This window comes from Rhizobium sp. 01N48, assembly GCF_056399145.1.
The window spans coordinates 252,711-279,535 of the sequence record NZ_JBFTQT010000005.1; the positions used below are offsets into that span (position 1 = coordinate 252,711).

A 26,825-nucleotide genomic window follows, 5' to 3' on the forward strand; every position below is an offset into this window, starting at 1 on the left:
CATGACCGCACGTATAGACAAACGCTTTGCCGCTCTGAAGGCAGAAGGCCGCCCGGCGCTGGTCACCTATTTCATGGGTGGTGATCCCGATTACGACACCTCGCTCGGCATCATGAAGGCGCTGCCGGAAGCGGGCTCCGATATCATCGAGCTCGGCATGCCCTTCTCAGATCCGATGGCCGATGGCCCGGCGATCCAGATGGCCGGCCAGCGTGCGCTGAAGGCCGGACAGACGTTGAAGAAGACGCTGCAGCTCGCAGCCGACTTCCGCAAGACCGACAACGACACGCCGATCGTCCTGATGGGTTACTACAATCCGATCTACGTCCATGGCGTCGAGCAGTTTCTCGACGACGCGCTGGAAGCTGGCATCGATGGCCTGATCGTCGTCRACCTGCCGCCGGAGATGGACGATGAGCTCTGCATCCCGGCACTGCGCAAGGGTATCAATTTCATCCGGCTGGCCACCCCGACCACCGATGAAAAGCGCCTGCCGGTCGTTCTGAAGAACACCTCGGGCTTCGTCTATTATGTCTCGATGAACGGCATCACCGGCTCGGCGCTGCCGGATCCGACGCTGGTCGCCGGCGCCGTCAAGCGCATCAAGAACCACACCGATCTGCCTGTCTGCGTCGGCTTCGGCGTTAAGACGGCCGATCATGCGAAGGTCATCGGCGCGTCTGCCGATGGCGTCGTCGTCGGTACGGCAATCGTCAATCAGGTAGCCCTCAGCCTGACCAAGGACGGGAAGGCGACAGCCGATACCGTACAGGCTGTCGCAACGCTCGTTCGCGGGCTGTCATCGGGAACACGTTCGGCGCGCCTTGTTGCTGCCGAATAGTTTTCCCACATTGGCAAGAGTTAATCAGGAGTTTTCGACTTGAACTGGATCACCAACTACGTTCGCCCCCGCATCAATTCCATGCTGGGCCGCCGCGAAGTGCCGGAGAACCTCTGGATCAAGTGCCCAGAAACGGGCGAAATGGTCTTCCATAAGGATCTCGAAGACAACAAGTGGGTCATCCCTGCTTCCGGCTATCACATGAAGATGCCGGCCAAGGCCCGTCTCACCGATCTCTTCGACGACGGCGCCTATGAAGCGCTGATCCAGCCGAAGGTCGCCCAGGATCCGCTGAAGTTCCGCGATTCCAAGAAGTATACGGATCGCCTGCGCGATAGCCGCATCAAGACCGACCAGGAAGACACGATCGTTGCCGGCGTCGGCAAGGTTCGCGGTCTGAAGCTCGTCGCCGTCGTGCACGAGTTCAACTTCATGGGCGGCTCGCTCGGCATCGCCGCCGGCGAGGCGATCGTCAAGGCCTTCGAGCGCGCCATCGCAGAGAAGTGCCCGCTGGTCATGTTCCCGGCATCGGGCGGCGCCCGCATGCAGGAAGGCATCCTGTCGCTGATGCAGCTGCCGCGCACCACCGTTGCTGTCGACATGCTGAAGGAAGCCGGCCAGCCCTACATCGTCGTGCTGACAAACCCGACGACGGGCGGCGTCACCGCCTCCTACGCCATGCTCGGCGATATCCACATGGCCGAGCCCGGTGCCGAAATCTGCTTTGCGGGCAAGCGCGTTATCGAGCAGACCATCCGCGAAAAGCTGCCGGAAGGCTTCCAGACGTCGGAATACCTGCTTGAGCACGGCATGGTCGACATGGTCGTCAAGCGTCATGACATTCCCGATACGCTCGCGCGTGTCCTGAAGATCCTGACGAAGAAGCCGGCTGCCGTCGCCAACGAAAACAACGGCACGCTTGCGATCGCCGCAAGCGCCTGACCGCAAACATCACAGGCGGGTTGAGCGATGATACCCAGAGGTCAGACCGCGGTGAGCGAAGCAGCACAGGAAATCGACAAGCTCATGGGGTTGCACCCCAAGGGCTTCGATCTGTCGCTGGATCGCATTACCCGCCTGCTTGCCGTTCTCGGCGATCCGCAAAAGAAGTTGCCGCCGGTCATCCATGTGGCAGGCACCAATGGCAAGGGCTCCGTCACCGCCTTCTGCCGCGCGCTTCTCGAAGCGGGCGGCTATAGCGCCCACGTCCACACCTCGCCGCACCTCGTCAACTGGCACGAGCGCTATCGCATCGGCGTCGAGGGCGGGCGCGGTAAGCTCGTTGATGACGCGGTCTTTGCCGATGCGCTGCGCCGTGTCGCTGCCGCCAATGCGGGCCAGAAGATCACCGTCTTCGAAATCCTGACGGCGGTCACCTTCATTCTGTTTTCCGAGCATCCGGCCGACGCGGCCATCATCGAAGTCGGCCTTGGCGGCCGTTTCGATGCCACCAACGTCATTTCAGATCCGGCCGTATCGGTCATCATGCCGATCTCGCTCGATCACCAGCCTTATCTCGGCGACAGCGTCGAATTGATCGCCGCCGAAAAGGCCGGCATCATGAAGCGCAAGCGGCCTGTCGTCATCGGCAAGCAGGAATATGATGCGGCGCTCGACGTGCTGATCTCCACCGCCGAGCGTCTCGGTTGCCCGACCGCCGCCTTCGGCCAGGATTTCATGGCGCATGAGGAATACGGCCGGCTTGTCTATCAGGACGAATTCGGCCTCGCCGACCTGCCGCTGCCCCGGCTTCCCGGCCGCCACCAATATGCCAATGCCGCCGCCGCCATCCGCGCCGTCAAGGCCGCGGGCTTCACTGTCACCGAAGCGATGATGGAGAAGGCGATGGCCTCGGTCGAATGGCCGGGCCGTTTGCAGAAGCTGAGCGATGGTAACCTGATGGCGAGCGCCCCCTCGGGTGCGGAAATCTGGGTCGATGGCGGCCATAATCCCGGTGCCGGCGAAGTCATCGCCGAAGCCATGGCCAATTTCGAGGAAAAGCAGCCGCGCCCGCTCTTCCTCATTATCGGCATGATCAACACCAAGGACCCGATCGGCTATTTCAACGCCTTCAAGGGTCTTGCGGAAAAGGTCTACTGCGTGCCGATCCGCGGCAGCGACGCGATGATCGATCCCGTCATCCTCGCCAACGCCGCCTATGACGCTGGCCTCGTCGCCGAGCCCATGTCTACGGTCGGCGAAGCGCTGGAAGCGATCCGGGACACCGCCTTCGAGCGGGAACAGCCGCCGCGCATCTTGATCGGCGGGTCGCTCTATCTTGTTGGCGACGTGCTTACCGACAACGGCACACCCCCAAAATGAAAAAAGCCCGGCATCGACCGGGCTTTTTTCATTCTATTGTCCTGAAAAATCAGGCCGCGCTGGAGATCCAGCTCGAAAGAGCGGTCTTCGGAGCAGCGCCAACCTTGATGTCGGCAACTTCGCCGGCCTTGAACATGGCAAGCGTCGGGATCGAGCGGACGCCGAACTGGGCGGCCAGCTCAGGATTTTCGTCGATGTTGAGCTTGGCGACCTTCACCTTACCCTGGAACTCGACAGCGAGTTCTTCGAGGCTCGGAGCGATCATCTTGCACGGGCCGCACCATTCAGCCCAGAAATCGACAACGACGGGTTCTGCAGATTCCAGAACTTCAGCCTGGAAATTATTGATATCGACTTTCACGGTAGCCATAAGGCCGCTCCTTTAAAGGATTCCTGTTGAAGCACATGTGATGGTGCGCCGGCGGGATTTCAATGACCGGTATTTCACTTTGTTTTGAGCTGTGCAAGCGCCAATGCCATGGCCTCAGGCGTCAGCGTGTGCACGGAGCCGTTCTCGGTGTAGACGAGCACGCAGTCGATCCGCTTGCCGGGATAGAGCGGCGCCATGATCGTCTGGTAGATGGCAAGCTGGGCCCGATGCGCGAAGGGAATGGCCGCCGCCGTCTCCGGCGGCACGCGATTGGTCTTGTAATCGAGGATGACCACACGGTCGTCGAGCACCGCCAGCCGGTCGACACGGCCCGAGACTGCGTAATCGCGCCCGTCGAGCGTAAGCGTCCCCATGATCGACACCTCGGCTTGAGCGTGGGCCTCGAATACCGGCTGCAAATCCGGCACGTCCAATAGTTTCAGAACCGAATCGATCAGTCTTTCGCGCTCGTCCTGCGGCCAGAAGCGGGCCGCACGCTCGGCATAGCGCCTTGCCGCCTCCGCGCGCTCCGCCAGCGGTATCTCGGGCAAGGTCTGCAGCATCCGGTGTAGCAGCCGGCCTTTCTGCAGCGCCCGGTCGGATTTCGGCTTGTCGGTAAACAGCGGCGAGGTCACGAGAAGATTGTCTGCCTCCTCGTCAATGATCGTTCCGGCCCCGGAAGGGCTGAGGGGTCGAGGGAGCTTCTTTTGCGGCGGCAGCGGGCGATTGAGGTCGAAGGGCAGGGCATCACGGGCGGCGGTCTGCTCGACATGGTCGGCGCGCTCGAACATCCGCTCCATCGTCGGCACGCGCCATTCGACGCCCTGCCAGTCCCCATCCGGCCCGGAGAAGGTGGCGGCTTCGACATGCGGATGGCTGTCGTCCATCGCAGCCGTTATCATCGCATGCCAGGTGTCGGTGTTAAGCCGCACACCCCTATAGCCGCAGACGATCAACTGATCGGCCGCGCGCGTCATCGCCACGTAGAGAAGCCGGCGATATTCCTCTTCCGCCAGCACCTGGATACGAGCGGCATCGGCCTGCGTCAGCGAATTGCTGAGATCGCCGAGCGGCACCCAGACCGGCAGCGGCGGCCGCTCGCCACTCTGCTCCAGCAGTCGCAGCTTCGGCATATGCGAATGCGTGAACGCCTTGGAGCCGCCATCGACCAGAAACACGATCGGCGCCTCAAGCCCCTTAGAGGCGTGCACGGTCATGATCCGGACCTCGTTGCGCCCCTTGTCCTGCTCGCGCTTGACGACGGGGGCCTCAAGCTCGAGCGTCGAGATGAAGGACTGCAGGCCGGGGAGGGCGGCCGTCTCGTGGTCGAGCGTGAAGGTCAGGAACTCGTCGAGAATATCGCTCGCCTCGGTCCCGAGCCGCGCCAGAAACTGCCGCCGCCCGCCATGAACACCAAGCACCCGGGCGTAGAAATCGTGAACCGGAAGGCTCTTCGATTCCTCAAGAAACAGCTGGAGCCGAGTAACGACAGCGCCAAGACGCTCATTGCCATCCGCCGCATAGGCCTGCAGATGCGCCCACACGCTTTGGCCATCGCCGCGCAGCGCCGCCACCGCGAAGATGTCGTCTTCGTTGAGATCGAAGAGCGGGCTCTTCATAACGGCGGCCAGCGAAAGGTCGTCTTCCGGCAAGAGCAGGAAGCGGCCGAGCGCGACCAGATCCTGGATCGCGATATGGCTGGTGAGCCGCAACCGGTCGGCCCCGGCAACCGGAATATTACCGCGGCGCTTCAAAGCACGCGTGAGTGCGTTGACGAAGGCATCGCGCTTGCGCACGAGGACCAGAATGTCGCCGGCCTCGATCAGCCGCTCCTTGCCCTTCTCGATGATCGTCTTCTTGCCGACCATCATGTCGATCGTATGCGCCATGCGCCGCGCCAGAATGGCGGCCGGCGCGCTCTCCGGCGTCGCGTCGAACGGCGCCGTCCAGTCCTCGTCCTTGATAGCGACCTCAGGCGCGATCATCTCCCATAGGTCGACGGCGCCAGGATGACCGATACGATTGGAGCGATGCACCACCGGCTCGCCACCAGCGCTCAAGCCGCGCGCATTGTCAGGCGGCGTGAAGATATGGTCGACGGCGGCAAGCACGTCGGAGGTCGATCGGAAGGAGAGCGGCAATCGAACCGAGGAAAAATCCCGGCCGCTCTGCGAAACCCGCTGCCGCGTGCGTCGGCTTTCTTCCGAAAAGCGTTCGGGCCGCGCGCCCTGAAACGAATAGATCGACTGCTTCTCGTCACCCACCGCAAACAGCGTCCGCACCACATCGCGCGCACTTTCGCCGGAGAAGAAATCCTCCGCCAGCGATTGGATCACGCTCCACTGGATCGGGCTGGTATCCTGCGCCTCGTCGACGAGAATGTGGTCGATACCCTGATCCAGCTTGTAGTGGATCCATGGCCCGACATCGCTCTTGTTCAGGAGATCGGCGGTGCGGGTGATCAGATCCTCGAAGTCGAGCTGGCTACGCTGCTTCTTGAGGTCGTCGTAGTCGCGATTGAGCCTGTCGGCGAGCACAAGGGCAGCGCGTGTGGCATCGAACATCCGCACGATCTTCAGCCGATCCCGGCAGGCGACCACATGCGCGCGCGCTGCGATAATGGCGTCGGCAAGCTCCGGCGCCTGCGCCAGCATCGCCTTCACGAAAAACTGCCCATCCGTCTTCGGTTCGCCCTTGGCGGTGAGAAAGATCTTTTCCAGTGTTGGAATCCGGCGAAGGATATCCGTTTCCCGCACAACACTCTTCAGCGCGGTAGCCACCTCCTGCGCCTTGGCGCCGCCCTTGCTGTCCGCAAGCTCCAGATAGAGGCTGAGCGTACCGCCGGCCAAACCGGGCAGCGGCCAGTATTGCCCGGCGATCGCAAGCTCGGTGTCGCCCTCTGAAAGACCGAGCTCCGCCCGCAAGACATTGTCGAGACCACCATTCTGATCAGCGGTCTGGGTGAATGCCTTGATCGCATTGCGGTTTGCAACGATCTCACCAAGCAACGTTTCTAGCCCGGATTCGTCGCCAAGATTGAGAACATAGGAGAAAGCATCCGCCAGCGCCTTGTCTTCCTCAGGCGTCGTCGCCGTCAGCAGTGAGCGCCGCGCGTCGGCAAGCAGTGTCGCAGCTGCCCGGTCGTCGAGCACCGAAAAGTGCCCGGCCACGTTCGCTTCCAGCGGAAACTGATGCAGCAGCGCTTCGCAGAAGGCGTGGATGGTCTGGATCTTCAGCCCGCCGGGCGTCTCCAGCGCCTTGGCGAAAAGCCTGCGCGCCTCCGCGAGCTTGAGAAAGTCAGGCGGCGTGCCCTCGATCTGGGCAATGCGCTTACGGAGCTCCTCATCGGAGAGAACAGCCCACTCGGCCAGCCGATCGAACACACGGTTGGACATTTCGGAGGCAGCCGCCTTCGTATAGGTCAGGCACAGGATCGCCGAGGGCCGGGCGCCTGATAGCAGCAGCCGGATGACGCGTTGCGTCAGGACGTGCGTCTTTCCCGATCCGGCATTGGCCGAAACCCAGGCCGATCGGCGCGGGTCGGATGCGATCGATTGCTGCACCGTCGTCCAGCTGGTCCAGTCGTGCGGGTCGTCGCCCTCAGGCAGTGCCGTTTCGTCACTCATCATTGCTGGCCTCATCGCTTTCGGCCGTCGACCATTCCGAGACGCGGGCAAGGTGATCGTAATCGCCGCCGAACTCGAATTGCTGGGCGGGAATAAGCCGCGAGGTGAAACCCTTCTCGCCGGATTGCAGCAGGGCTACGAATTTCACCAGCTGATCGATGGAATCGCCGGCAAGCTCGATCGCCGATTTCGCCTTGTCGCTGCGCGCCGAGAATTCGTTGTTGACGGTATCGACCTGGAACCGACTTCCCGGCCGCAGCCGCACATAGAGCAGATCCTGCGGCACCAGCTTGCCGGTATCCATGAAGCCGCCGGCTTTCAGCACCTCTGCCTCCAGCGCCAGCTGCGGATCGAGCAACGCGCGCGCCTGCGCGGGCGAGGGGTTGTAGCCCGTCTTGTAATCGATCAGATCGGCGGAGTGCGGCCCGGTGATGTCGATCCGGTCGGCGACGCCACTGAGCCGGATATCGACCTGCTCAAGCTGCATGGCGCCGCGCACTTCGGTGAGTGTCCGCTGAAGCCCTGGACGCCGTTCGGCTTCCCAGGCGAGAAACGAGCGCGCCACTTCGCGGAAACGCGGCCGCCAGACGGCATCGATATGCGCCGGCAGCTGCTCCATGTCGAACAGCTCGGTCAGTATCCGTTCCATCGCCGCCGTTCCATCGGGCGTGCCGGCGATGTTGCCCTCGCGAATGAACCGGTCGATGATCTTGTGATAGAGCGTCCCGCGCTCGGCAGCCCCGGGGTCGCGATTGAAGGCGTCGACGGCGTCGAGCTTCAAAACGCGGCGCGCATAGATCGCATAGGGGTCGCGCCGAAGCCGGCCGACCTCGCTGAACGAGTAGGATTTCGGCTGCACCTCACGCGGTGGCGTCGGGCTCGGTCGTTGCGCTGGCGCTTGGCGTTGACCCTCGTCGAGCAGCCCAGCCCAGTGCACGAACTGCTCTCCGCGATCCTTCAGCGTGGCTTCGAAACTCTTCCCGCAAAAAGCCATCAGCCGCTGCAGCCAGCGCGAGGCGACGGTGGGCGTCGAGCCTTTGCGGAGCGCGCGCGTATAGACCAGATGCCGCGTCCCGTTGGCCATCTCGAAGTCGTGCGCGAGCTGACCGATCCGGCGCTCCGGGGGCTCAAGGCCGATCTCTGTCTTCATCGATCGCGAGATGAAGGGATTGTTGGCGGTCTGGCCCGGCCACGACCCCTCGTTCAGGCCGCCGAGGATCAGCGTATCGACGCTCTGCAGGCGTGCTTCCAGCGTACCGAAAATGAACAGTCTCGGATGGCTGAGCGCCTGCGGCTTCACCGCCTGCCCGGCCGAAAGCGCCGCCATGATATCGATCCACTGTGCGCCGTCCGCCTCGATCTGGCCGTCGGTCCCGATCACCTCGCCAAGCAAGGTCGCCAGCGTGTCGCCCGCCTCTCCAGACCAAAGCCCGGAGAGATCGCCCTTCTCGTCGCGTGCGACCGCCTCGATGGCACGGCCGGTGCGATCGGCCCAGTCGGAGAGCGTGAAGCGTGTGGTCAGGCCGCGGCTCGCGGTGTCGTGGCGCACGAGCGCGGAAGCGAGCGGCTCGGTTGCTTCACCCACCCGGCGGGCGAGATCGCGCGCCAGATCGATCGCGTGGACGGGGAGCGCCTTGCGCCAATGCGGCGCATGCCGGTCGAGCGCCTGTTCCGAAAGCTGGTGTTCGAGCAGCGGCCCGAGCGCGCTGATATCGACCTCCGCCACGCCGCCACGCAAGGCCAGCAATTCAAGCGCGGCCACCGCTTCGGAAAGCGAGCTGCGCTCCAGCCCGAAGCGTGCCAAGGGGTGTTTGAGAAGGCTGACGATCGCCACCGGATCGCCCGGTCGCAGCGCCGCTTCGAGCAGCAACTGCAGTAGGGTTCCCTGTGGCATAGCTGCAAGCGGCGTACCGGCCGAATCGTCGGCAGTAATGCCGAAGCGCGACAGCTCCGCCATCACGCGGCGGGCGAGGTTGCGGTCCGGCGTAATCAGCGCAGCGCGGCTTTCGCCGTCCTTACCCGGCTGCTCCAATGCCAGCCGAAGCGCAATGGCGATTGCCGTCGCCTCTTCGCGCTCGTTGCCCGCTTCGATCAGCGATACGTCCGCGAAGGCGGCCGCGATATCGCTCTCCGGAAGCGTCGTCTTCCACCGGCTCCAATCGCTCGTCGCCTCGGATGGAGACAGCGCATGCGAGAGGATTTGCGCGCGCACCGCAAGCGCGTTCGGCGCATCCGCAAGTGTCGAAACATCGTCGCGCGTCAGGCTCAGGCGCTTCAGGAGCTGCGCCAGACCATATTGTGAATGGCTGCGGCTCGCAGCATCAGCCATATCGGGCGCGACCATTCGCCAGTGCTCGTCCGGCATGCCGACGTCGAGACCGGGTAGCACGATGACGCCCTCGCGCCGCGCCGCCACCGCCGCGATCAGATCGGCCGTTGCCGGCACCGAACCCGTCGATCCGGCGATGATGATCGGCCCGCTTTCCGGCATCGTCGCGATGCGGTTGGCTTCGGCTCTCAGGATCGCATTGCGATGCCGCGCCGGCGAGGATTTGCCAAGCTCGTTTAGGCGTTCCGGCCAAAAGGCGCTGGCGATCTGCAGGAACTCCGCTGTCAGCTGCCACCACAGCGCATGATCCCTCGCACTCAGCGTCGCAAGTTCGCTCCAGTCGCGATCCTCTGTCTCGATGGAATCGATCAGCTCGGCTAGGTTTCTGGCAAGCCAGATCGCGTCGGCCGGGCTGGCGGGCGCGACGAGCGGCGAATCGGAATGGATGCTGCGCACGATGTCAGGCAGCTTGTTGCGCCAGGCGAGGATCAGCCGCGCCAGTTCCAGGAGCCGCGCGGTGTTGGAAAGCGGCTGAGCAAGATCGAGCGTCGCCGGCAACGCTTCGTCGAAATAGCCGCTGTCATCATCCGTCTCGCCAAGCGGCCGGATGATAGGCAGGATCGCGGATCGCCCGCCTAGCAGATCGACGAACTCCGAGCGCAGCACGCGCACGGCGCGCCGCGTCGGCAGATAGATCGTCACCTTGGAGAGCGACAGCGGATCGGCGGGGTCGTGGCGAAACAGCGGCGTCAGCCGTCCGTCGCAGAGCGTCTCGGCCAGGCTCGCGAGAAAGGGCAGCCCTGCCGGTATTGTCAGAACCCTGGGCTGGTGCCGCTCGCTCATGGCCTATGCCAACGCCCGGTAACGCCGGATCGTCTCTTCCGCGTCGCCGATCGCCTCGGGCGTGCCGACGGTCAGCCAATGCCCCTCAAGCATCATGCCGTAAAGCCGACCGCGCGCGATCGCCTTGTCGAAATAGATGTTGAGGTTGAAGGCGTCGGCAGGCGCGTCGTCGAGAAACGCGGTCTGCATGGCAATCGCCCCGGCGTAGACCACCGGGTCGGGACCATCGGCGCGAAAACGGCTCAGCCGGCCTTCCTCATCGCGGTTGAAATCGTTCTTGCCGTTATGCCCGGTCGTGTCTTCGAGATTGACGCATAACATCGCCATGTCCATCCGGTCCGCATCGAAGAATCCGGCTAAGCGACGCAGATTGCTCGGCCGATCCGGCCGCTCGCCGATCCAGAAGAGATCAGCATTGGTAACGAAAACAAGACCGCGATCGAGCAGCTTCAAGCCCTTCGCCAGGCCGCCGCCATTGTTCATCAGCCCAGCGCGCTCGTCGGAAATGATGATCTCGAGCGCTTTGTAGCGGCTGAGATGGTCGAGCATCTGGTCGGCGTGATGGTGCACGTTGACCACCGCCTTCTCGACGCCTGCTTCGGCCAGCGAATCCAGCGCATAGTCGATCATCGCCTTGCCGTCGATTTTCACCAGCGGCTTGGGGATCGTATCGGTAATCGGGCGCATACGGGTGCCGAGACCGGCAGCCAGCACCATGGCTTGTTTGATGGTCATATCGTCCGAAACTTATGATTCGCTGGTGACTATTCCAGTCCTTACGCACCACTCGCGCAAGGGGGCAAGCGTTTCATGCTGAAGCGCCACGCTCAAATAAGAGAGCGTGCGCGGCATGTGCTTCATATAGCCAGGTTTTCCGTCGCGCCGCATCAGCCGAACCCATAGTCCGGCCAGCTTGCAATTGCGCTGCGCCGACATGATCGCCCAGCTTTTCAGGAAGCCCCCCTCGTCGAAGCCGCCCTGCGCGCGGCGCAGCGACAGGTAGTGCTCCATCAGCCGGTCGAAGAGATGAGGCTCGATGGTCACGCGCGCATCCTGGGCGATCGAGGCGAGATCGTAGGCCGTCGGCCCGATCATCGCATCCTGGAAATCGATCAGGCCGACCCGCTTTACGCCGATCTCGTCTTCCCGCCAGATGATGTTGGGTGAATGAAAATCGCGCAGCAGCAGGTTTTTCTCGGCCGCATCGAGCTGGTCGATCAGCGTGTCCCAGATCGCCAGGTATTCGTCGCGCTCAGCATCGGTGACTGGCGCCCCGTCGCGTTTCCACGGCAGATGCCAGTCGAGCACCAACCGCACTTCCATCTTCATGGCGGTACGGTCGAAATCCGGGATGTGATGCACATGCGCGTCGGTGACGCGGATATCCTGCGGGACCGCCTGCGCATGCAGGGCCGCCAGGCATGCGACGCTTTCGAGGTAGCGCTCGGCGATCGGCTTGCCGTTCTCGTCGAGAACCCCATCGCTGCCGAGATCTTCGATCAGCAGGATTCCCTGCTCGTAATCGACCTCATGGATCACCGGCGTCGCGAAGCCGCGCTCGCGCAAGACGTCGGCGATGGCGACGAACGGATAGGCGTTCTCGGCGATATGCGCCACCTTCGGATAGGGCTTGCCATTAAGCACTGGCGGGCCTTCCGGCAGCGGCGGCCAGTCCATCAGGATGCGGCGCACGCCGTCGTCTGGATAGATTGCCTCATAGGCTCTAAGCGACGCGTCGCCGGTGAGAAACCGGCGCTTGGCAAGCGGGTAGCCGGCCTCTGCCAGAAAGGCGCGAACGGCGAGCACGCGGTTGATCCGCGCAGCCTGCTTCTCGGGTGCTGCAATCGTCGCCCGGCGGCCTGCGCCCTCATGCGTCAGCGTCAGCACGATCCGGTCATCCGGCAGCTCGCTCTCGGCCATCTCCGGCCATTCCACCAGACAGATGCCACTCTGCAGCGCCTCATCGAAGCCGAGCTCGGTGAGTTCCGCGGCATCACCCAGCCGGTAGAGATCGAAATGTGCGACGGGAATGCGCAGGTCGTAGGATTGCACGAGTGTGAAGGTCGGGCTCGGTACTTCGAGCTCAGCGTCGTCGGCAATCGCGCGGATCAGCGCCCGCGACAGCGACGACTTGCCGGCGCCGAGATCACCCGACAGCGCCAGGCAATCGCCCGGCTTCAGCGCCAGCGCCAAATCTTCGCCGAGACGGTCGGTGGCTGCCTCGTCTTCCAGGAAAAGCGAGATGACAGGCGCGCTTGTCGTCATTCGGCGGCGGCGTAGGAGGGGAGGTTGGCCGAAGGAATCCGGCAAATGACCGTCGTTCCCTTGCCCGGCTGGCTGTCGATGACGACCTGGCCGTTATGAAGGTTGACGAAGCTGTCGACGATCGACAGGCCGAGGCCCGCACCACCACGCTTGCCGCTTTTCGCGCCCGTCGCGAAGCGGTCGAAGACGGTCGAGATCATCTCTTGCGAGATGCCCGGGCCCTGATCGGTCACGCTGAAGACGAAGTCCGTTCCCTCGCGCTGGCAGGTCAGCGATATCGAGGCGCCCTCCGGCGAGAAATTCGCGGCGTTGGAGAGAAGCTTGACCAGGATCTGCTTCAGGCGCTGCGGATCGGCGATAATCGATCCGAGCCGCGCCGGCGCGGTGATCTCCAGCGTCACGCCGCTTTCCTGCAGCCGGTCGGCAATCTGGATCGAGACGTCGTCGAGCAGGTCGCCGAGGTCGATCTCCGAATAGTTCAGCCGCATGATGCCGGCATCGACGGTCGCGAGATCGAGAATGTCGTTCACCAGCGTCAGCAGCACCGACGAGGAGGTGGAGATATGGTCGATATACTCCGCCTGCCGCTCGTTGAGATCGCCAAGTCCCGGCGTGCGCAACAGGTCGGTGAAGCCGATGATGTTGGTGAGCGGCGAGCGCAGCTCGTAGGAGACGTGCTGGACGAAATCGTTCTTCAGCTCATCGGCCTTGCGCAGCGCGTCGTTCTTTTCCGTAAGCGCGCGTTCGGCGCGAACGCTATCCGTCATGTTGACGAAAGTCAGCATCGTCTGCGCGTTCGGCAGCGGAATGACGGCGTAATCGAGCACGAGGCCGGAGAACAGCTCCAGCGTGCCCTGGCTCGAGCGACGCTCGTCGTCGAAGCTGGTGATCAGCTCGGCGAAGGTCTTCCAGCCATCGGGCTTGTCGTAGGAGGGCGCGCAGGCATCGCCCAGCGCACGGATATGCGTACCCGGCTTTGCTTCCGCTTCGGTAATGCCCCAGAGCGCCCGGAAGGCGGGGTTCGACAGCTGAATGCGCCCATCGGGGCCGAACACGGCGACGCCTTCGGAAAGATGGTCGATCGTTTCGCCCTGAACCTTCACCAGCGTGTTGTAGCGCGTCTCGAGATCGACCTGTTCGGTCAGATTCTCGAACACCCAGGTGGCGCCRCCCTGCGGATGCGCGGTGGCGAAGACGCGCAGCGTCTGGCCGTTCGGCAGGTGCCAGAGGTCGGATTGCGTATCGAGCGCCCGATAGACCGAAAGTGCGGTCTCTTTCCAGGTCTTCCAGTTCAGCTGGTCCGGCAGCTTCTTGGCGGCGCGCAGGCGCTCCAGAAGCTCGGCATTGTCAGGCTTGCTCTCGAGGAATGCGATATCGAGCTGCCACAGCGTGACGAAAGCCTGGTTATAGAACTGCAGCCGCTGGTCGCCGTCGAAGATCGCGACCGGGGTGGCCAGGTGGTCGAGCGTCTCGGCGTGGCTCTTCAGCGTCCGCTCCAGCTCGGCGCGAACGGTCTCGACACCGGAGACATCGACCGCGATACCGGCCGAACCGCTCGGAACCTTCACATCGACAACGTCGAGGAAGGTACGGTTGCCGTGGATGACGGTCGAGATTTTGTCGTGGAACGGCGATTCCGGTGTAGCAACGGCGCGGATGCGCTCGCGCGCGATGGTCGTCAGGATCTCACGGCCTTCGGAGATTGCCTCGTCGGGCGATGCGGCGTCGACGGCCGCGCCATAGGCGTGGTTCACCCAGGTCAGCCGGCCCTCGGTGTCGCGCTGCCATACCGGCAGATCGATGGAATCAAGCAACCCCTGAAACGCCGAGATCGACGACATCAGCCGGTCACGCTCGATCTTCAGTTCGGCGAGCTCAGCGCGCAGGTTATTCAGCGCAACGAAGCGAACGAAGGCGCGGCCGCCGGAAACCCGGCCCTGCGCTTCGAGAACCTCTTCGCGATGCGTCTCGACGACGATGTCGAAGCTCTTGGCCGATTGCCGCAGGCCGTCGATGGCGCGGTCGAGTTCCGATGCAGAGCGCGGCTTCAGCCAGAGGCCAAATGCCAGAAATTCATTGTCCTGCGGTGCGCCGGTCTCGGCCGGCAGCTGTCCCAGCAGTTCGGGACGCTCATCGCCGTCCCAGATCACGATGCGCCGGTTCTTGTCGGCGATCAGCGCCTGATACTGCGAAATGCGCTGCTGCGCATCCGATAGCGCGGAACGGATCTCGCGGCCTTCGCTCTCGAGATTGCCGCGCTGGCGCACGACCCAGAGCGTGGAAAGAAGGGCTGCCGAGATGACGCCGATCACGACGGAGAAACCGACGACCTGCGTGGAGGTGAAAAGATGCGGGGATGCGGCAGCCTCTGCCGCCGCCTGTGCGAAGACCGGCTGGGCGATCGACGCCATTGCAGTCCCCGCGGCAAATATCCTTGCCACCTGAGCCAACAAGCCTGATCGCTGCGTCGAAGCCTTGGGGGCATCGACCGGTTTTCCATTGCCCGGGTGACCAGTGCAGCAAGACGGGTAAACGCCGTCTTCTGCCTGTTTGACCAGGCGGTGCATCATTTCCGACATGCGCGGTATGTCTCCGTCCTTTTGTGCCGCATTACGACAAGACATCCCATTTTCGAAGCAAACGGACGCGTCCGTCTCCACGAATCGAGTGTTAAAACAATACTTCGGATAGGATTCGTCGGGAAGATGTGTGCCAAAAAATAAGGGTGCGGCATTTGTCAATGCCGCACCCTCTAGATGTTGTGGATATCAGATCCGCTATTAGTATCTGTAGTGGTCAGCCTTAAACGGACCCTGCGGCGTGACGCCGATGTAGGATGCCTGTTCTTCCGAAAGCTGCGTCAGCTTGACGCCGAGCTTGGCGAGATGCAGGCGCGCGACCTTCTCGTCGAGGTGCTTCGGCAGGATGTAGACCTGGTTCTGGTACTGGCCGGGCTTGGTGAAGAGCTCGATCTGCGCCAGCGTCTGGTTCGTGAACGAAGCCGACATGACGAAGGACGGATGGCCCGTCGCGTTGCCGAGGTTCAGCAGGCGGCCTTCCGAGAGCAGGATGATGCGGTTGCCCTTCGGGAATTCGATCAGGTCGACCTGCGGCTTGATGTTGGTCCACTTCAGGTTACGCAGCGCGGCGACTTCGATTTCGTTGTCGAAGTGGCCGATGTTGCCGACGATCGCCATGTCCTTCATCGCGCGCATGTGGTCGATGCGGATGACGTCCTTGTTGCCGGTCGTGGTGATGAAGATGTCGGCGGTGGAGACAACGTCTTCGAGCGTGACGACTTCGAAGCCGTCCATGGCAGCCTGCAGTGCGCAGATCGGGTCGACTTCGGTGACCTTGACGCGTGCGCCGGCGCCGAGCAGCGAAGCAGCCGAGCCCTTGCCGACGTCGCCATAACCGCAGACGACGGCAACCTTGCCGGCCATCATCACGTCGGTGCCGCGGCGGATGCCGTCAACCAGCGATTCCTTGCAGCCGTACTTGTTGTCGAACTTGGACTTGGTGACCGAGTCGTTGACGTTGATGGCAGGGAAGGGCAGCAAGCCCTTCTGGGAGAGCTGGTACAGGCGGTTGACACCCGTGGTGGTTTCTTCGGTGACACCCTTGATCGCGTCGCGCTGCTTGGTGAACCAGCCAGGCGTTGCCGCAAGGCGCTTCTTGATCTGTGCGAAGAGGATCTCTTCTTCTTCCGAATGCGGGTTCGACAGCACGTCTTCGCCGGCTTCGGCGCGGGCGCCGAGCAGGATGTACATGGTGGCGTCGCCGCCGTCATCGAGGATCATGTTGGAGAGGCCACCGTCAGCCCACTGGAAAATCTGGTCGGTGTAGACCCAGTAGTCATGCAACGACTCGCCCTTGACGGCGAAGACAGGAACGCCGGAAGCGGCGATCGCGGCGGCGGCGTGGTCCTGCGTCGAGAAGATGTTGCACGATGCCCAGCGCACTTCGGCGCCGAGAGCGACCAGCGTCTCGATGAGAACAGCCGTCTGGATCGTCATGTGCAGCGAGCCGGTGATGCGCGCGCCCTTGAGCGGCTTCGATGCGCCGAACTCTTCGCGGCACGACATCAGGCCCGGCATTTCGGTTTCAGCGATCGTGATTTCCTTGCGGCCGAAGTCTGCGAGGCCGATATCGGCGACGACGTAATCTTTTTCAGTGCTCATTGGGTTCTCCATGCTGAAAGCGTCTCAGATGCGAAGGCGCGAAACGAGGTCGCGCGACGAAAAGCTCCGCGCAGGCGCGGTCATGCCAGCCGTTTAGCAGGCTTCTATGACGAAGGCAATAATGATATAAAGAAGTCTTTATATGTTTATATGATCCGGCGGACCGTTACATATCTTCGCCGAACTTGTTCTGGATCAGCTGGTCCAGCGCGTCGAGCGCCTGTTCGGCCTGGTTGCCGCTGGCCGAGACCAAAACGCTGGAGCCCGGGCTTGCGGCCAGCATCATCAAACCCATGATCGAGTTGCCACCAACGGTCATCCCATCTTTCGAAACGGTGATCGAAGCGTCGAAGGTCTCGACCGTCTGCACGAATTTCGCGGAAGCGCGCGCATGCAGGCCACGCTTGTTGATGATGAGAATTTCGCGGGAGAGTTGGACGGTCATCTGGGGCTCGTTACTTGCCGCTCAAGACGCGGCTGGCGACATTGATGTATTTGCGGCCGGCTTCGGATGCCTCGGCGAGCGCCTTTTCCATATTGTCTTCGCCGCGCACGCCGGCGAGCTTGATCAACATTGGCAGGTTCATGCCGGCGATCACCTCGGTATGTCCGCTGCTCATCACGGAGATCGCCAGATTGGAAGGGGTACCACCGAACATGTCGGTCAGGATGACCACGCCATGGCCGTCATCGGCGTTTGCAACAGCGCCCAGAATGTCCTGGCGTCGCTGATCCATGTCGTCTTCGGGGCCGATACAGACCGTCTCGATGAATTTCTGAGGACCGACAACATGTTCGACCGCATGACGAAACTCTTCAGCCAGCTTGCCGTGAGTGACAAGCACAAGTCCGATCATGATACTACTGCTCCCAATGGCGTATGCAAACGGTAGGCCCAATATCGCAACGCAGCAATCGCGTCCACCGTGGGGGCACATCTTGGCTATGAAAAGCCGAATGGCAAGACAAAAATGCACGGTTTCGCGCGCCAGCTGCCGGTTTCGTGGGCATTAGCGCCCTATTTCGGGTGCTTTGGCCATCAATACCGCCAGTGGAAGCGGCACATTAGCCAGCAACCGAATGACGGGCAGCGTAATACCCTGCAAAACCACGGTCGTCTCACCCTCCGAAGGCACCCGATCTACTCCCGTAGCGTGCCCGGGAAGAACTGCATAATGCATGGGCGCTTCCTGGATGGAGGGGATGCGAACGATGCCGGTTCCGCGCAGCTCGATCATCCCTTGTATGGAGGACGGGCAGGCCGCGATGGCGATGCTATCCCGAACTGAGATCACCACCTGATCGTCTGCGACCAACGCAGCATCGATCCCGATCCGCCGCGCCTCGGTAAGGCACGCAAAGGCCAGCATAGACTTGCCCCAGCCCGATGGCCCCATGAAGAGAAGCCCGGTATTGCCAACGACGATCGCCGTCGCGTGAATATTGACCGGGGCCGTGGTCATGAATTGGGATCTGCTGGAAGCGCAAGCGTGAAGCGGGCGCCGACCACTTCTTCGGTCTCGGCGTCGATGATATTTTCGGCGCGCAACGAGCCGCCGTGCGCTTCGGCGATCTGCCGGCTGATGGAAAGGCCGAGGCCGGAATTCTGCCCAAAACCTTCGGATTCCGGCCTGTCGGTGTAGAAGCGCTCGAAGATGCGGTCGATATTCTCCGCCTGAATACCGGGACCGTTATCCTCGATATAGACGATGCAGCGCGAGCGTGTGCGCACCAGGCGAACGGTAATTTTTCCGTCTTGGTCGGAGACGAAGGAGCGCGCGTTCTCGATCAGGTTGGTGACGATCTGGCCGATGCGCAGGTCGTGGCCATTTACGAGGAAGCGTGTCTTCACGCCGGGCTTGCGCTCGATCGCGAATTCGATCTGCACTTCCTTCTTGCGGTTGCGGATTTGCCGCGAGATTTCCACGAGGTCACGAAGCAGAACTTCGAGATCCACCGATCCCGCATCGACGCGGGCAAGCTCGGCGTCGAGGCGCGAGGCATCGGAGATATCGCTGATCAGGCGGTCGAGACGGCGCACATCGTGCTGGATGACATCCATCAACCGTTTCTTGGAATCGTCCGATTTCGCCAGCGGCAGCGTCTCGACGGCGCTGCGCAGCGAGGTCAGCGGGTTCTTCAGTTCGTGACTGACATCGGCCGCGAAACTCTCGATCGCGTCGATCCGGTCATAAAGCGCGGTCGTCATGTCGCGCAGCGCGATCGAGAGGTTGCCGATCTCATCCTGGCGCACCGAGAAATCGGGGATCTCCTCACGCTCCTTGGAGCCTCGACGCACGCGGATCGCCGCGGCCGAGAGACGGCGCAGCGGATTGGCGATCGTCGATGACAGGACCAGCGACAAGAGGACGTTGACGAGTGTCGCCACGCCGAAGACGCGCATGATGCCAAGGCGCTCGGCATGAACGATATTGTCGATGTCGCCGGCCTGCGTCGATAGCAGCAGCACGCCGAGTACGGCGCGGAAACGCTGGATCGGCACGGCGACGGAAACGATCAGCTCGCCCTTTTCCGTGGTGCGGACGACAGCGCCGCGCACACCGGTCAGCGCGTTCATGACTTCAGGATAGATCGAGCCGTCGCCACCCGGCGCTTCCTTGTAGAGCGGCAGGTTGCCCGGCTGCAGAACCTTGTTGAAGATCGTCGTGAACCACTCGCCCCAGGTCTGCTCCTCATCGGCAACCGGCGGCAGGTCGAAGCGCAGCACCTGGCCGCGCGAATAGAGATGACGCGAATCGAGCAACAGGTTCGCATCGGCATCGAAGATGCGCGCGCGCGTGCGGGTCGGAGAGATCAGCCGGCGCAGAACCGGCGCGACCTTTTCCGGATCGATCGGGAACTCCAGGTCCTCGTCATTCGGAACCGGGGTGATGCTCTGGCCGGCCTGCAGCTCCAAGAGCTTTTCGGGATCGATGGTGATCGAGTTGGTATCGACCGAGGCCGAAGCCGAGACGGCGCCGGCGATGATCTCGCCCTGTGTCAAGAGGCTCTCGACGCGGGCGTCGATCAGCCCCTCGCGAAACTGGTTGAGATAGAGAATGCCGCCGACGAGAACAACGAGCGCTGCGAGATTGAAGAAGAGGATGCGGCGCGTCAGGCTGGAAAAGACGGCGTTGCCGAAGATACGGCGAATGATCGTGAAGGGATGCGACCAGCGTCGTCCCCTGACGCGTCGGCCTACGCCGTCTGCGTCATCCAGATCCTTCTCCTGCACCAACTGTGCCAACGACAGCCCTTTCGAAGAGCGGGCCGCGTCCGCGGCGCCGGCTCTCATATATTCTTATCCGCCGCGCCCTTGGGCGTCAGGCTGCTTCGCGGAAGCGGTATCCCACTCCGTAGAGCGTTTCAATCATATCAAAGTCGTTGTCGACCATCTTGAATTTCTTGCGCAGCCGCTTGATGTGGCTGTCGATGGTGCGGTCGTCGACATAGACCTGCTCGTCATAGGCCGCATCCATCAGTGCGTCACGGCTTTTCACGACGCCGGGGCGCTGCGCCAGCGAATGCAGGATCAGGAACTCGGTGACGGTCAGCGTCACCGGCTCGCTCTTCCAGGTGCAGGTGTGGCGCTCCTGGTCCATGACAAGCTGGCCGCGCTCGAGCGAACGCGCGAGCTGGGCGGCACCGGGCTTCGGTGCTGCACCCGTCGCGGCAGCTGCCGCGGCTTCACGGCCGGCGGCGCGGCGCAGGACGGCACGAACGCGCTCGACCAGCAGTCGCTGCGAGAACGGCTTGGTAATGAAGTCGTCGGCGCCCATCTTCAGCCCGAAGAGCTCGTCGATCTCTTCATCCTTGGAGGTGAGGAAAATCACCGGCATGTCGGATTTCTGGCGTAGACGGCGCAAGAGTTCCATTCCGTCCATGCGCGGCATCTTGATATCGAAGATCGCCAGATGCGGCGGGCGGGCGAGAAGACCGTCAAGGGCCGAGGCGCCATCCGTGTAGGTCTCGACCTTGTATCCTTCGGCCTCAAGCGCGATCGACACCGAGGTCAGGATGTTACGGTCGTCATCAACGAGCGCGATTGTCGGCATTGTATTCGTCTCCGTCATCTAATGCGCGTCTCCAGGTTTTTTAAAGGTCCCCAGGCGGCCATATGAACCGGATGCGCTTATGGGGATAAAGGTGGAACAAATTGTGGCAAAGATAAAGGGTGGGGCGATCGGTAATTTTTGAAGACAACCGAAAGTCGTGCGGTGAAATTGACTGCGCCAAGCCAGTTCAAACGATTTAAAATAAACGCCAGAAATGTAAATCGATTAAATAACTGATATCATTAAATAATATCGATTTATGCCACTTGCGTTTTAAAAATCCTGTCCGTAGGTTCGCGCTCAGTTCTTAACGGCGTTGAGCCCCAAGGGAAGGAAATGACCATGGAGCAGTTCGGTACACACAACCCAGCGATAGAGCTGGCGACGGCAGGTTTCGCAGGCGCGAAGAGCGTCCGCTATAACTTCACCGCCGCCTCCCTCTATGAAGAGTCGATTCGCCGGGGAGAAGCCGAACTCACCGCTCACGGCGCCTTGCGGGCATTGACCGGCCAGCACACCGGCCGCTCGCCCAAGGACAAGTTCGTCGTCCGCGATGCGAATACCGATGGCCAGATCTGGTGGGACAACAACAAGCCCATGTCGCCCGAGCATTTCGCGCTTCTGAAGCAGGACATGCTGGCGCACGCCGCCGGCAAGGAGCTCTTCGTGCAGGACCTTATCGGCGGTGCCGATAAGGCGAACGCACTGCCGACCCGCGTCGTCACTGAGCTTGCCTGGCACTCGCTGTTCATCCGCAACCTGCTGATCCGGCCGGAGCGTTCCACGCTGGACGGTTTCATGCCGAAGCTGACGATCATCGACCTGCCGACTTTCAAGGCCGATCCGGAGCGCTACGGCTGCCGCACTGAAACCGTCATCGCCTGCGACCTGACCAACGGCGAAATCCTGATCGCCGGCACCTTCTATGCCGGCGAAATGAAGAAGTCGGTCTTCACCGCGCTGAACTACCTGCTGCCCGCCAAGGGCGTCATGCCCATGCACTGCTCGGCCAATGTCGGCCCGGATGGCGATGCCGCTGTCTTCTTCGGCCTGTCGGGCACCGGCAAGACGACGCTTTCGGCCGATCCGGCCCGCACGCTGATCGGCGACGATGAGCATGGCTGGGGCGAAGACGGCATCTTCAATTTCGAAGGCGGCTGCTACGCCAAGACCATCCGCCTCTCGGCCGAAGCCGAGCCGGAAATCTACGCGACGACACAGCGTTTCGGCACCGTGCTTGAGAACGTCGTGCTCGATGAAAACCGTATTCCGGATTTCAACGACGGTTCGCTCACGGAAAACACCCGCTGCGCCTATCCGCTCGATTTCATCCCGAACGCCTCGGAAACCGGCCGCGCCGGCCATCCGACGACGATCATCATGCTGACTGCTGATGCTTTCGGCGTCATGCCGCCGATCGCCAAGCTGACGCCGGATCAAGCCATGTACCACTTCCTGTCCGGCTACACCGCCAAGGTCGCCGGCACGGAACGCGGCGTGACCGAGCCGGAAGCAACCTTCTCGACCTGCTTCGGCGCCCCGTTCATGCCCCGGCACCCGTCGGAATACGGCAATCTGTTGAAGGAGCTGATCGGCCGCCACGGCGTTGAATGCTGGCTCGTCAACACCGGCTGGACCGGCGGCGCCTATGGCACCGGCAAGCGCATGCCGATCAAGGCGACGCGCGCGCTGCTCGCAGCCGCCCTCTCGGGTGAGCTGAGCAAGGCAAACTTCCGCGCCGATCCGAACTTCGGTTTCGCCGTTCCGGTCGCGGTTGAAGGTGTCGAAAGCGGCATTCTCGATCCGCGCTCGACCTGGGCCGATGCTGCCGCCTACGACGCGCAGGCGAACAAGCTGGTGACCATGTTCATCGACAATTTCGCCAAGTTCGAAGGTCACGTCGACGGTGGAGTGCGCGATGCGGCCCCGGGTTTTCGGGTAGCCGCTGAGTAAATCAGCGACAACTGATTGATGATTCACGTGAAACCCGGCCCGGAAAGGTCGGGTTTTGCGCGTTTTGAAGCGCCTTTCCAAGCGGGAGACGATGTGAGATAGACATCACATGGCCAGCGACCCGCTCTATATCAACGACAGGATCACCATTTCAGGATGGGAACTGACGGAACAGTTCGTTCTGGCGGGCGGTCCCGGCGGGCAGAACGTCAACAAGGTCTCGACATCAGTCCAGCTGTTCTTCAACATCCAGAATTCCCCGGCGCTGAACGAGCGCGTGAAGATCAACGCCGTGAAACTGGCGGGCCGTCGCATGTCCAAGGAAGGCGTGCTGATGATCGAGGCCAGCCGCTTCCGCAGCCAGGAGCGCAACCGCGAGGATGCGCGTGAGCGGTTGAAGGAGTTGATCCTCGAGGCAGCTAAACCGCCGCCGCCGCCGCGCAAGAAGACCAAGCCGACCAAGGGCTCCGTGGAACGTCGGCTGAAGGCCAAATCCGGCCGCTCCGACGTCAAGAAGATGCGCAGCCGCCCGAGCGGCGAGTAAGCCAGAGGAGGGCGCGATGCTGCAGCTGCCGAACGGCATTCGCCACAGCCCTGATTATCTGAGCCGACCCCGCCAGGAAGCGCTGGTCGAAATCATCCGCTCTATCGTCACGCAGGCGCCGCTCTACACACCCGTCATGCCCGGCACCGGCAAACCCATGTCGGTGCGCATGACCAATTGCGGCGCGCTCGGCTGGGTCACCGATAAGGAGCGAGGCTATCGCTACCAGCCGACCCATCCGGCCACGGGAAATCCCTGGCCTCAAATCCCGGCCGAATTGCTCGATATCTGGAATGATGTGTCGGGCTACGAAAAGCCACCCGAGGCCTGTCTCATCAATTTCTACTCGGACGAAGCGAAGATGGGCCTGCATCAGGACAAGGACGAGCAGGATCTGTCAGCGCCCGTCGTGTCAATCTCTCTCGGCAACACCTGCCTGTTTCGCGTCGGCGGCCTCGAGCGCACGGACAAGACCATGTCCTTCAAGCTCTCAAGCGGCGATGTCGTCATTCTGGGCGGCGAGGGGCGCCTGTGTTTCCACGGCGTCGACCGCATTTACCCGTCGACATCTACGCTGCTGAAGAATGGCGGCCGCATCAACCTCACGCTTCGGCGTGTAACGCCTTAAAGCTTGCGCAGCGCCACCTGCTCGATCAGATGGTTCTGCCCCTTGCGCAGGATCAGGTCGGCGCGCGGACGCGTCGGCAGAATGTTTTCGCGCAGGTTCTTCAGGTTGATGTTCTGCCAGAGCCCCTCGGCGATCGACAGCGCTTCCTCCTCGCTGATCGAGGCGTAGCGGTGGAAGAACGAGTTCGGATCGCGAAACGCGGTCTCGCGCAGGCCCATGAAGCGGGTCACGTACCAGTCGTGAATCCGGCTTTCGTCCGCGTCGATATAGATCGAGAAGTCGAAGAAATCCGAGACCATCGGCACGATCTTTCCCCCCGCCGGCAGGTCGCGCGATTGCAGCACGTTGATCCCTTCGAAGATCAGGATATCAGGGCGGTCGATGATCTTGTATTCGTTCGGCAGCACGTCATAGACGAGGTGGGAGTAGGACGGCGCCTTGACATCCGGCTGCCCGGCCTTGATCGCCGCCAGAAACCGCAGGATCGCGCCGGTGTCGTAACTCTCGGGGAAACCCTTGCGCTGCATCAGGTTTTCCCGCTGCAGCACTGCGTTGGGATAGAGAAAGCCGTCTGTCGTAACGAGATCCACCTTTGGGCTCGAGGGCCAGCGGCGCAGAAGTTCTTTCAGGATACGCGCGGTGGTCGATTTGCCCACCGCCACAGAGCCGGCGATCCCTATCACGAACGGCGTCTTCGCCACGTTCGACAGGCTGAGGAACCGGTTGCGCTGCTTGAACAGGAGCAGCGACGATTCCACATGTGCCGAAAGCAGGCGCGATACCGAGAGATAGATGCGCCGAACTTCGTCGAGATCGATCGGGTCGCCCATCGAGCGCAGCCGCTTGACCTCGTCCGAGGTCAGCGTCATCGGCGTATCCGCCCTGAACTTCGCCCATTCCTCGGATGAAAAGAAGTGGTAGGGCGAATAGGCATTCGCCTGGAAATGATCGTGCGCTTCGGGCGCACCGGTGATCTGTCTTGCGATACCCATCAGCTTTGCCGACTGGCCTTCTCCCTGAGGCCGGATTGAGCGGTACGGCGCTCAAGTTCCGCCATGACATCTTGTAGCGGAATACCGGCGATCTTCAATACGACCAAGAGATGATAGAGCACGTCGGCCGCCTCGTAGGTGAGGTTTTCGCGATCGTCGGTGACGGCCGCCATCACGGCTTCGATCGCTTCCTCGCCAAGCTTCTTCGCCGCCTTCTGCTGGCCGGCCGCAACGAGCTTCGCCGTCCAGGATTCGTCGGGCGAAGCCTTCGACCGCGCGTCGACGATCGTTTCGAGGTCGCTGAGTGTGAATTCGCTCATCATATCGCTTTCAGTCTCAGTCGAGACGCATGTCGATGCCGCAGGAAGACATATAGCGCTTCGCTTCGCCGACGGAATAGGTGCCGAAGTGGAAGATCGAGGCGGCGAGAACCGCGGTCGCATGGCCTTCCTTGACGCCGGCCACGAGATCGTCGAGATCGCCCACACCGCCGGACGCGATGACGGGAACGCGCACCGCATCCGCGATCGCCCGCGTCAGCGCCAGATCGTAGCCGGCTTTCGTTCCGTCGCGGTCCATCGAGGTCACCAGCAATTCGCCGGCCCCGCGCTCGACCATTTTGCGCGCGAAATCCACCGCATCGATGCCCGTCGCGTTGCGACCGCCATGGGTGTAGATCTCCCAGGCGCTGGCCTCGCCATCAGCCGGCGTCTGCCGCCGCTTGGCGTCGATCGACACCACGATGCACTGGTCGCCGAACTTGTCGGCCGCTTCCGCCACGAAATCGGGATTGCTGACGGCGGCCGAATTGATCGACACCTTGTCGGCGCCGCAGAGCAGCAGCTTGCGAATGTCTGCGATCGTGCGAACACCGCCGCCGACGGTGACAGGCATGAAGCACTGGTCGGCCGTGCGCGACACCACGTCGAAGATTGTCTCGCGGTTGTCGGAAGAGGCGGTGATATCGAGGAAGCAGAGTTCGTCGGCGCCCGCTGCATCATAGGCCTTGGCGGCCTCGACGGGATCGCCGGCATCGACGAGGTTGAGGAAGTTAACGCCCTTGACGACACGGCCGTCCTTGACATCGAGGCAGGGGATGACGCGAGCCTTCAGGGTCATTGCGCGGTCTCCTTCGCGCGCGACGCTTTAATGAGCGCCAGCGCTTCCGTGGGGTCGATACGGCCATCATAGAGCGCGCGGCCGGAAATCGCGCCCTCAAGCTTGGCGGCATCCGGCTTCAGCATCCGCTTGATGTCGTCGATCGAGGCCAGTCCGCCCGATGCGATGACAGGGATCGATACGGCGTCGGCCAGTTCCAGCGTCGAATCCCAGTTGATCCCGGTCAGGATGCCGTCGCGGTCGATATCGGTATAGATGATCGCTGCCACACCGGCGCCCTCGAACTTTTTGGCGAGCTCGATGATGCCGAGCTCGGACGCTTCCGCCCAACCCTCGACAGCCACCTTGCCGCCCTTGGCATCGATGCCGACGGCCACATGGCCCGGAAATTTCTTGCAGGCCTCGATCACAAGCGCCGGATCGCGCACCGCAACGGTCCCGAGAATCACGCGCGAAAGCCCGCGCGACAGCCAGCTTTCGATGTGATCGAGCGTGCGGATACCGCCGCCCAGCTGCACCGGGTTCTTCGTGGCCTTCAGGATTGCATCGACGGCAGCCCCATTGACGCTCTCGCCGGCGAATGCGCCGTTGAGGTCGACCACGTGCAGCCATTCGAAACCCTGGTCCTCGAAGGCCTTGGCCTGCGCGCCGGGGTCGGGATTGTAGACGGTGGCCTGCTCCATATCGCCCAGCTTGAGGCGAACGCACTGGCCGTCCTTGAGGTCGATGGCGGGAAATAGGATCATTCTGTCAGTCC

Annotated in this window: 22 protein-coding genes; 6 read left to right on the plus strand and 16 right to left on the minus strand. The window is 62.3% G+C overall.

The genetic code is table 11. The features are described from left to right. The first annotated feature begins 1 nt into the window (after position 1). The 3 genes from trpA to AC1DOG_RS12985 are packed head-to-tail and all read left to right on the plus strand — an operon-like array spanning position 2 to position 3,163. Entirely contained in the window at positions 2-841 is an 840-nt protein-coding gene (trpA, locus tag AC1DOG_RS12975) for a tryptophan synthase subunit alpha (RefSeq protein ID WP_477928486.1), read from the plus strand. Positions 842-880: 39 nt separating this feature from the next. After that, complete coding sequence (gene accD, locus AC1DOG_RS12980) at positions 881-1,783, plus strand: acetyl-CoA carboxylase, carboxyltransferase subunit beta (RefSeq protein ID WP_112436382.1); 903 nt, start codon at positions 881-883, stop codon at positions 1,781-1,783. Positions 1,784-1,810: 27 nt separating this feature from the next. After that, complete coding sequence (locus tag AC1DOG_RS12985; protein ID WP_477928489.1) at positions 1,811-3,163, plus strand: bifunctional folylpolyglutamate synthase/dihydrofolate synthase; 1,353 nt, start codon at positions 1,811-1,813, stop codon at positions 3,161-3,163. 49 nt (positions 3,164-3,212) lie between these two features. Here the strand turns inward: AC1DOG_RS12985 and trxA are convergent, their stop codons facing one another. From trxA to AC1DOG_RS13045, 12 genes are all read right to left on the minus strand, one after another. Beyond that, positions 3,213-3,533, minus strand: coding sequence for a thioredoxin (gene trxA / locus AC1DOG_RS12990; protein ID WP_018901140.1), 321 nt, complete (start codon positions 3,531-3,533; stop codon positions 3,213-3,215). Between the two features lie 74 nt (positions 3,534-3,607). Then, entirely contained in the window at positions 3,608-7,159 is a 3,552-nt protein-coding gene (gene addA / locus AC1DOG_RS12995) for a double-strand break repair helicase AddA (protein ID WP_477928491.1), read from the minus strand. Next, positions 7,152-10,331: a double-strand break repair protein AddB gene (addB, locus tag AC1DOG_RS13000; RefSeq protein ID WP_477928493.1), complete on the minus strand. Its 3,180-nt coding sequence runs from the start codon at positions 10,329-10,331 to the stop codon at positions 7,152-7,154. Before addB ends, addA begins: the two co-directional genes overlap by 8 nt. Positions 10,332-10,334: 3 nt before the next feature. After that, the gene (locus AC1DOG_RS13005; protein WP_477928495.1) at positions 10,335-11,066 is read right to left on the minus strand and encodes a nucleotidyltransferase family protein; all 732 of its coding nucleotides are present in this window, start codon (positions 11,064-11,066) and stop codon (positions 10,335-10,337) included. Between the two features lie 12 nt (positions 11,067-11,078). Beyond that, complete coding sequence (gene tsaE / locus AC1DOG_RS13010; RefSeq protein ID WP_477928497.1) at positions 11,079-12,596, minus strand: tRNA (adenosine(37)-N6)-threonylcarbamoyltransferase complex ATPase subunit type 1 TsaE; 1,518 nt, start codon at positions 12,594-12,596, stop codon at positions 11,079-11,081. After that, complete coding sequence (locus tag AC1DOG_RS13015; RefSeq protein WP_477928499.1) at positions 12,593-15,007, minus strand: PAS domain-containing sensor histidine kinase; 2,415 nt, start codon at positions 15,005-15,007, stop codon at positions 12,593-12,595. Before AC1DOG_RS13015 ends, tsaE begins: the two co-directional genes overlap by 4 nt. A 369-nt stretch (positions 15,008-15,376) precedes the next feature. Next, complete coding sequence (gene ahcY, locus AC1DOG_RS13020; protein WP_018901146.1) at positions 15,377-16,777, minus strand: adenosylhomocysteinase; 1,401 nt, start codon at positions 16,775-16,777, stop codon at positions 15,377-15,379. A 166-nt stretch (positions 16,778-16,943) separates the two neighbouring features. Further along, the gene (locus AC1DOG_RS13025) at positions 16,944-17,222 is read right to left on the minus strand and encodes an HPr family phosphocarrier protein (protein WP_018901147.1); all 279 of its coding nucleotides are present in this window, start codon (positions 17,220-17,222) and stop codon (positions 16,944-16,946) included. Between the two features lie 10 nt (positions 17,223-17,232). Further along, positions 17,233-17,634: a PTS sugar transporter subunit IIA gene (locus tag AC1DOG_RS13030; protein WP_018901148.1), complete on the minus strand. Its 402-nt coding sequence runs from the start codon at positions 17,632-17,634 to the stop codon at positions 17,233-17,235. Positions 17,635-17,787: 153 nt separating this feature from the next. After that, positions 17,788-18,240, minus strand: a complete 453-nt coding sequence (locus AC1DOG_RS13035) for an HPr kinase/phosphorylase (RefSeq protein WP_477928502.1) — start codon at positions 18,238-18,240, stop codon at positions 17,788-17,790. Continuing rightward, positions 18,237-20,024 (minus strand): sensor histidine kinase, encoded by a 1,788-nt coding sequence (locus AC1DOG_RS13040; RefSeq protein ID WP_111562782.1) that lies wholly within the window; start codon positions 20,022-20,024, stop codon positions 18,237-18,239. The genes AC1DOG_RS13035 and AC1DOG_RS13040 overlap by 4 nt, the downstream gene beginning before the upstream one ends. Positions 20,025-20,100: 76 nt before the next feature. Further along, a complete protein-coding gene (locus tag AC1DOG_RS13045; RefSeq protein ID WP_196809369.1) occupies positions 20,101-20,832 on the minus strand; it encodes a response regulator transcription factor in 732 nt (243 codons plus the stop codon). A gap of 342 nt (positions 20,833-21,174) precedes the next feature. On the opposite strand from AC1DOG_RS13045, the gene AC1DOG_RS13050 reads away from it, so the two are divergent. The 3 genes from AC1DOG_RS13050 (at position 21,175) to AC1DOG_RS13060 (ending at position 23,957) form a co-directional block, all read left to right on the plus strand. Next, a complete protein-coding gene (locus AC1DOG_RS13050; protein ID WP_477928505.1) occupies positions 21,175-22,785 on the plus strand; it encodes a phosphoenolpyruvate carboxykinase in 1,611 nt (536 codons plus the stop codon). A 109-nt stretch (positions 22,786-22,894) separates the two neighbouring features. Next, positions 22,895-23,329: an alternative ribosome rescue aminoacyl-tRNA hydrolase ArfB gene (gene arfB, locus AC1DOG_RS13055; protein ID WP_018901153.1), complete on the plus strand. Its 435-nt coding sequence runs from the start codon at positions 22,895-22,897 to the stop codon at positions 23,327-23,329. 16 nt (positions 23,330-23,345) lie between these two features. Then, the gene (locus AC1DOG_RS13060) at positions 23,346-23,957 is read left to right on the plus strand and encodes an alpha-ketoglutarate-dependent dioxygenase AlkB family protein (protein ID WP_477928507.1); all 612 of its coding nucleotides are present in this window, start codon (positions 23,346-23,348) and stop codon (positions 23,955-23,957) included. Here AC1DOG_RS13060 and coaA read toward each other — a convergent pair. The 4 genes from coaA to hisA are packed head-to-tail and all read right to left on the minus strand — an operon-like array spanning position 23,954 to position 26,814. Continuing rightward, positions 23,954-24,949 (minus strand): type I pantothenate kinase, encoded by a 996-nt coding sequence (coaA, locus tag AC1DOG_RS13065; RefSeq protein ID WP_112533133.1) that lies wholly within the window; start codon positions 24,947-24,949, stop codon positions 23,954-23,956. The genes AC1DOG_RS13060 and coaA overlap by 4 nt on opposite strands. Then, positions 24,949-25,269, minus strand: coding sequence for a phosphoribosyl-ATP diphosphatase (locus AC1DOG_RS13070; RefSeq protein ID WP_477928509.1), 321 nt, complete (start codon positions 25,267-25,269; stop codon positions 24,949-24,951). The genes coaA and AC1DOG_RS13070 overlap by 1 nt, the downstream gene beginning before the upstream one ends. A gap of 16 nt (positions 25,270-25,285) precedes the next feature. Further along, on the minus strand, positions 25,286-26,068 hold the full coding sequence (hisF, locus tag AC1DOG_RS13075) for an imidazole glycerol phosphate synthase subunit HisF (RefSeq protein ID WP_477928511.1): 783 nt from the start codon (positions 26,066-26,068) through the stop codon (positions 25,286-25,288). Further along, on the minus strand, positions 26,065-26,814 hold the full coding sequence (hisA, locus tag AC1DOG_RS13080; RefSeq protein ID WP_477928513.1) for a 1-(5-phosphoribosyl)-5-[(5-phosphoribosylamino)methylideneamino]imidazole-4-carboxamide isomerase: 750 nt from the start codon (positions 26,812-26,814) through the stop codon (positions 26,065-26,067). Before hisA ends, hisF begins: the two co-directional genes overlap by 4 nt. Positions 26,815-26,825: the final 11 nt, after the last annotated feature.

Excerpts from the sequence above, each read along its gene's own strand:
- tsaE (WP_477928497.1), bottom strand. The coding sequence starts at position 12,596 with ATGACGACAAGCGCGCCTGTCATCTCGCTTTTCCTGGAAGACGAGGCA.
- arfB (WP_018901153.1), top strand. The coding sequence starts at position 22,895 with ATGGCCAGCGACCCGCTCTATATCAACGACAGGATCACCATTTCAGGA.
- addB (WP_477928493.1), bottom strand. The coding sequence starts at position 10,331 with ATGAGCGAGCGGCACCAGCCCAGGGTTCTGACAATACCGGCAGGGCTG.
- AC1DOG_RS13045 (WP_196809369.1), bottom strand. The coding sequence starts at position 20,832 with ATGCCGACAATCGCGCTCGTTGATGACGACCGTAACATCCTGACCTCG.
- addA (WP_477928491.1), bottom strand. The coding sequence starts at position 7,159 with ATGAGTGACGAAACGGCACTGCCTGAGGGCGACGACCCGCACGACTGG.
- AC1DOG_RS13060 (WP_477928507.1), top strand. The coding sequence starts at position 23,346 with ATGCTGCAGCTGCCGAACGGCATTCGCCACAGCCCTGATTATCTGAGC.
- hisA (WP_477928513.1), bottom strand. The coding sequence starts at position 26,814 with ATGATCCTATTTCCCGCCATCGACCTCAAGGACGGCCAGTGCGTTCGC.
- AC1DOG_RS13030 (WP_018901148.1), bottom strand. The coding sequence starts at position 17,634 with ATGATCGGACTTGTGCTTGTCACTCACGGCAAGCTGGCTGAAGAGTTT.
- AC1DOG_RS12985 (WP_477928489.1), top strand. The coding sequence starts at position 1,811 with ATGATACCCAGAGGTCAGACCGCGGTGAGCGAAGCAGCACAGGAAATC.
- ahcY (WP_018901146.1), bottom strand. The coding sequence starts at position 16,777 with ATGAGCACTGAAAAAGATTACGTCGTCGCCGATATCGGCCTCGCAGAC.
- AC1DOG_RS13005 (WP_477928495.1), bottom strand. The coding sequence starts at position 11,066 with ATGACCATCAAACAAGCCATGGTGCTGGCTGCCGGTCTCGGCACCCGT.
- AC1DOG_RS13025 (WP_018901147.1), bottom strand. The coding sequence starts at position 17,222 with ATGACCGTCCAACTCTCCCGCGAAATTCTCATCATCAACAAGCGTGGC.
- hisF (WP_477928511.1), bottom strand. The coding sequence starts at position 26,068 with ATGACCCTGAAGGCTCGCGTCATCCCCTGCCTCGATGTCAAGGACGGC.
- AC1DOG_RS13050 (WP_477928505.1), top strand. The coding sequence starts at position 21,175 with ATGGAGCAGTTCGGTACACACAACCCAGCGATAGAGCTGGCGACGGCA.
- AC1DOG_RS13035 (WP_477928502.1), bottom strand. The coding sequence starts at position 18,240 with ATGACCACGGCCCCGGTCAATATTCACGCGACGGCGATCGTCGTTGGC.
- coaA (WP_112533133.1), bottom strand. The coding sequence starts at position 24,949 with ATGGGTATCGCAAGACAGATCACCGGTGCGCCCGAAGCGCACGATCAT.
- trxA (WP_018901140.1), bottom strand. The coding sequence starts at position 3,533 with ATGGCTACCGTGAAAGTCGATATCAATAATTTCCAGGCTGAAGTTCTG.
- AC1DOG_RS13070 (WP_477928509.1), bottom strand. The coding sequence starts at position 25,269 with ATGAGCGAATTCACACTCAGCGACCTCGAAACGATCGTCGACGCGCGG.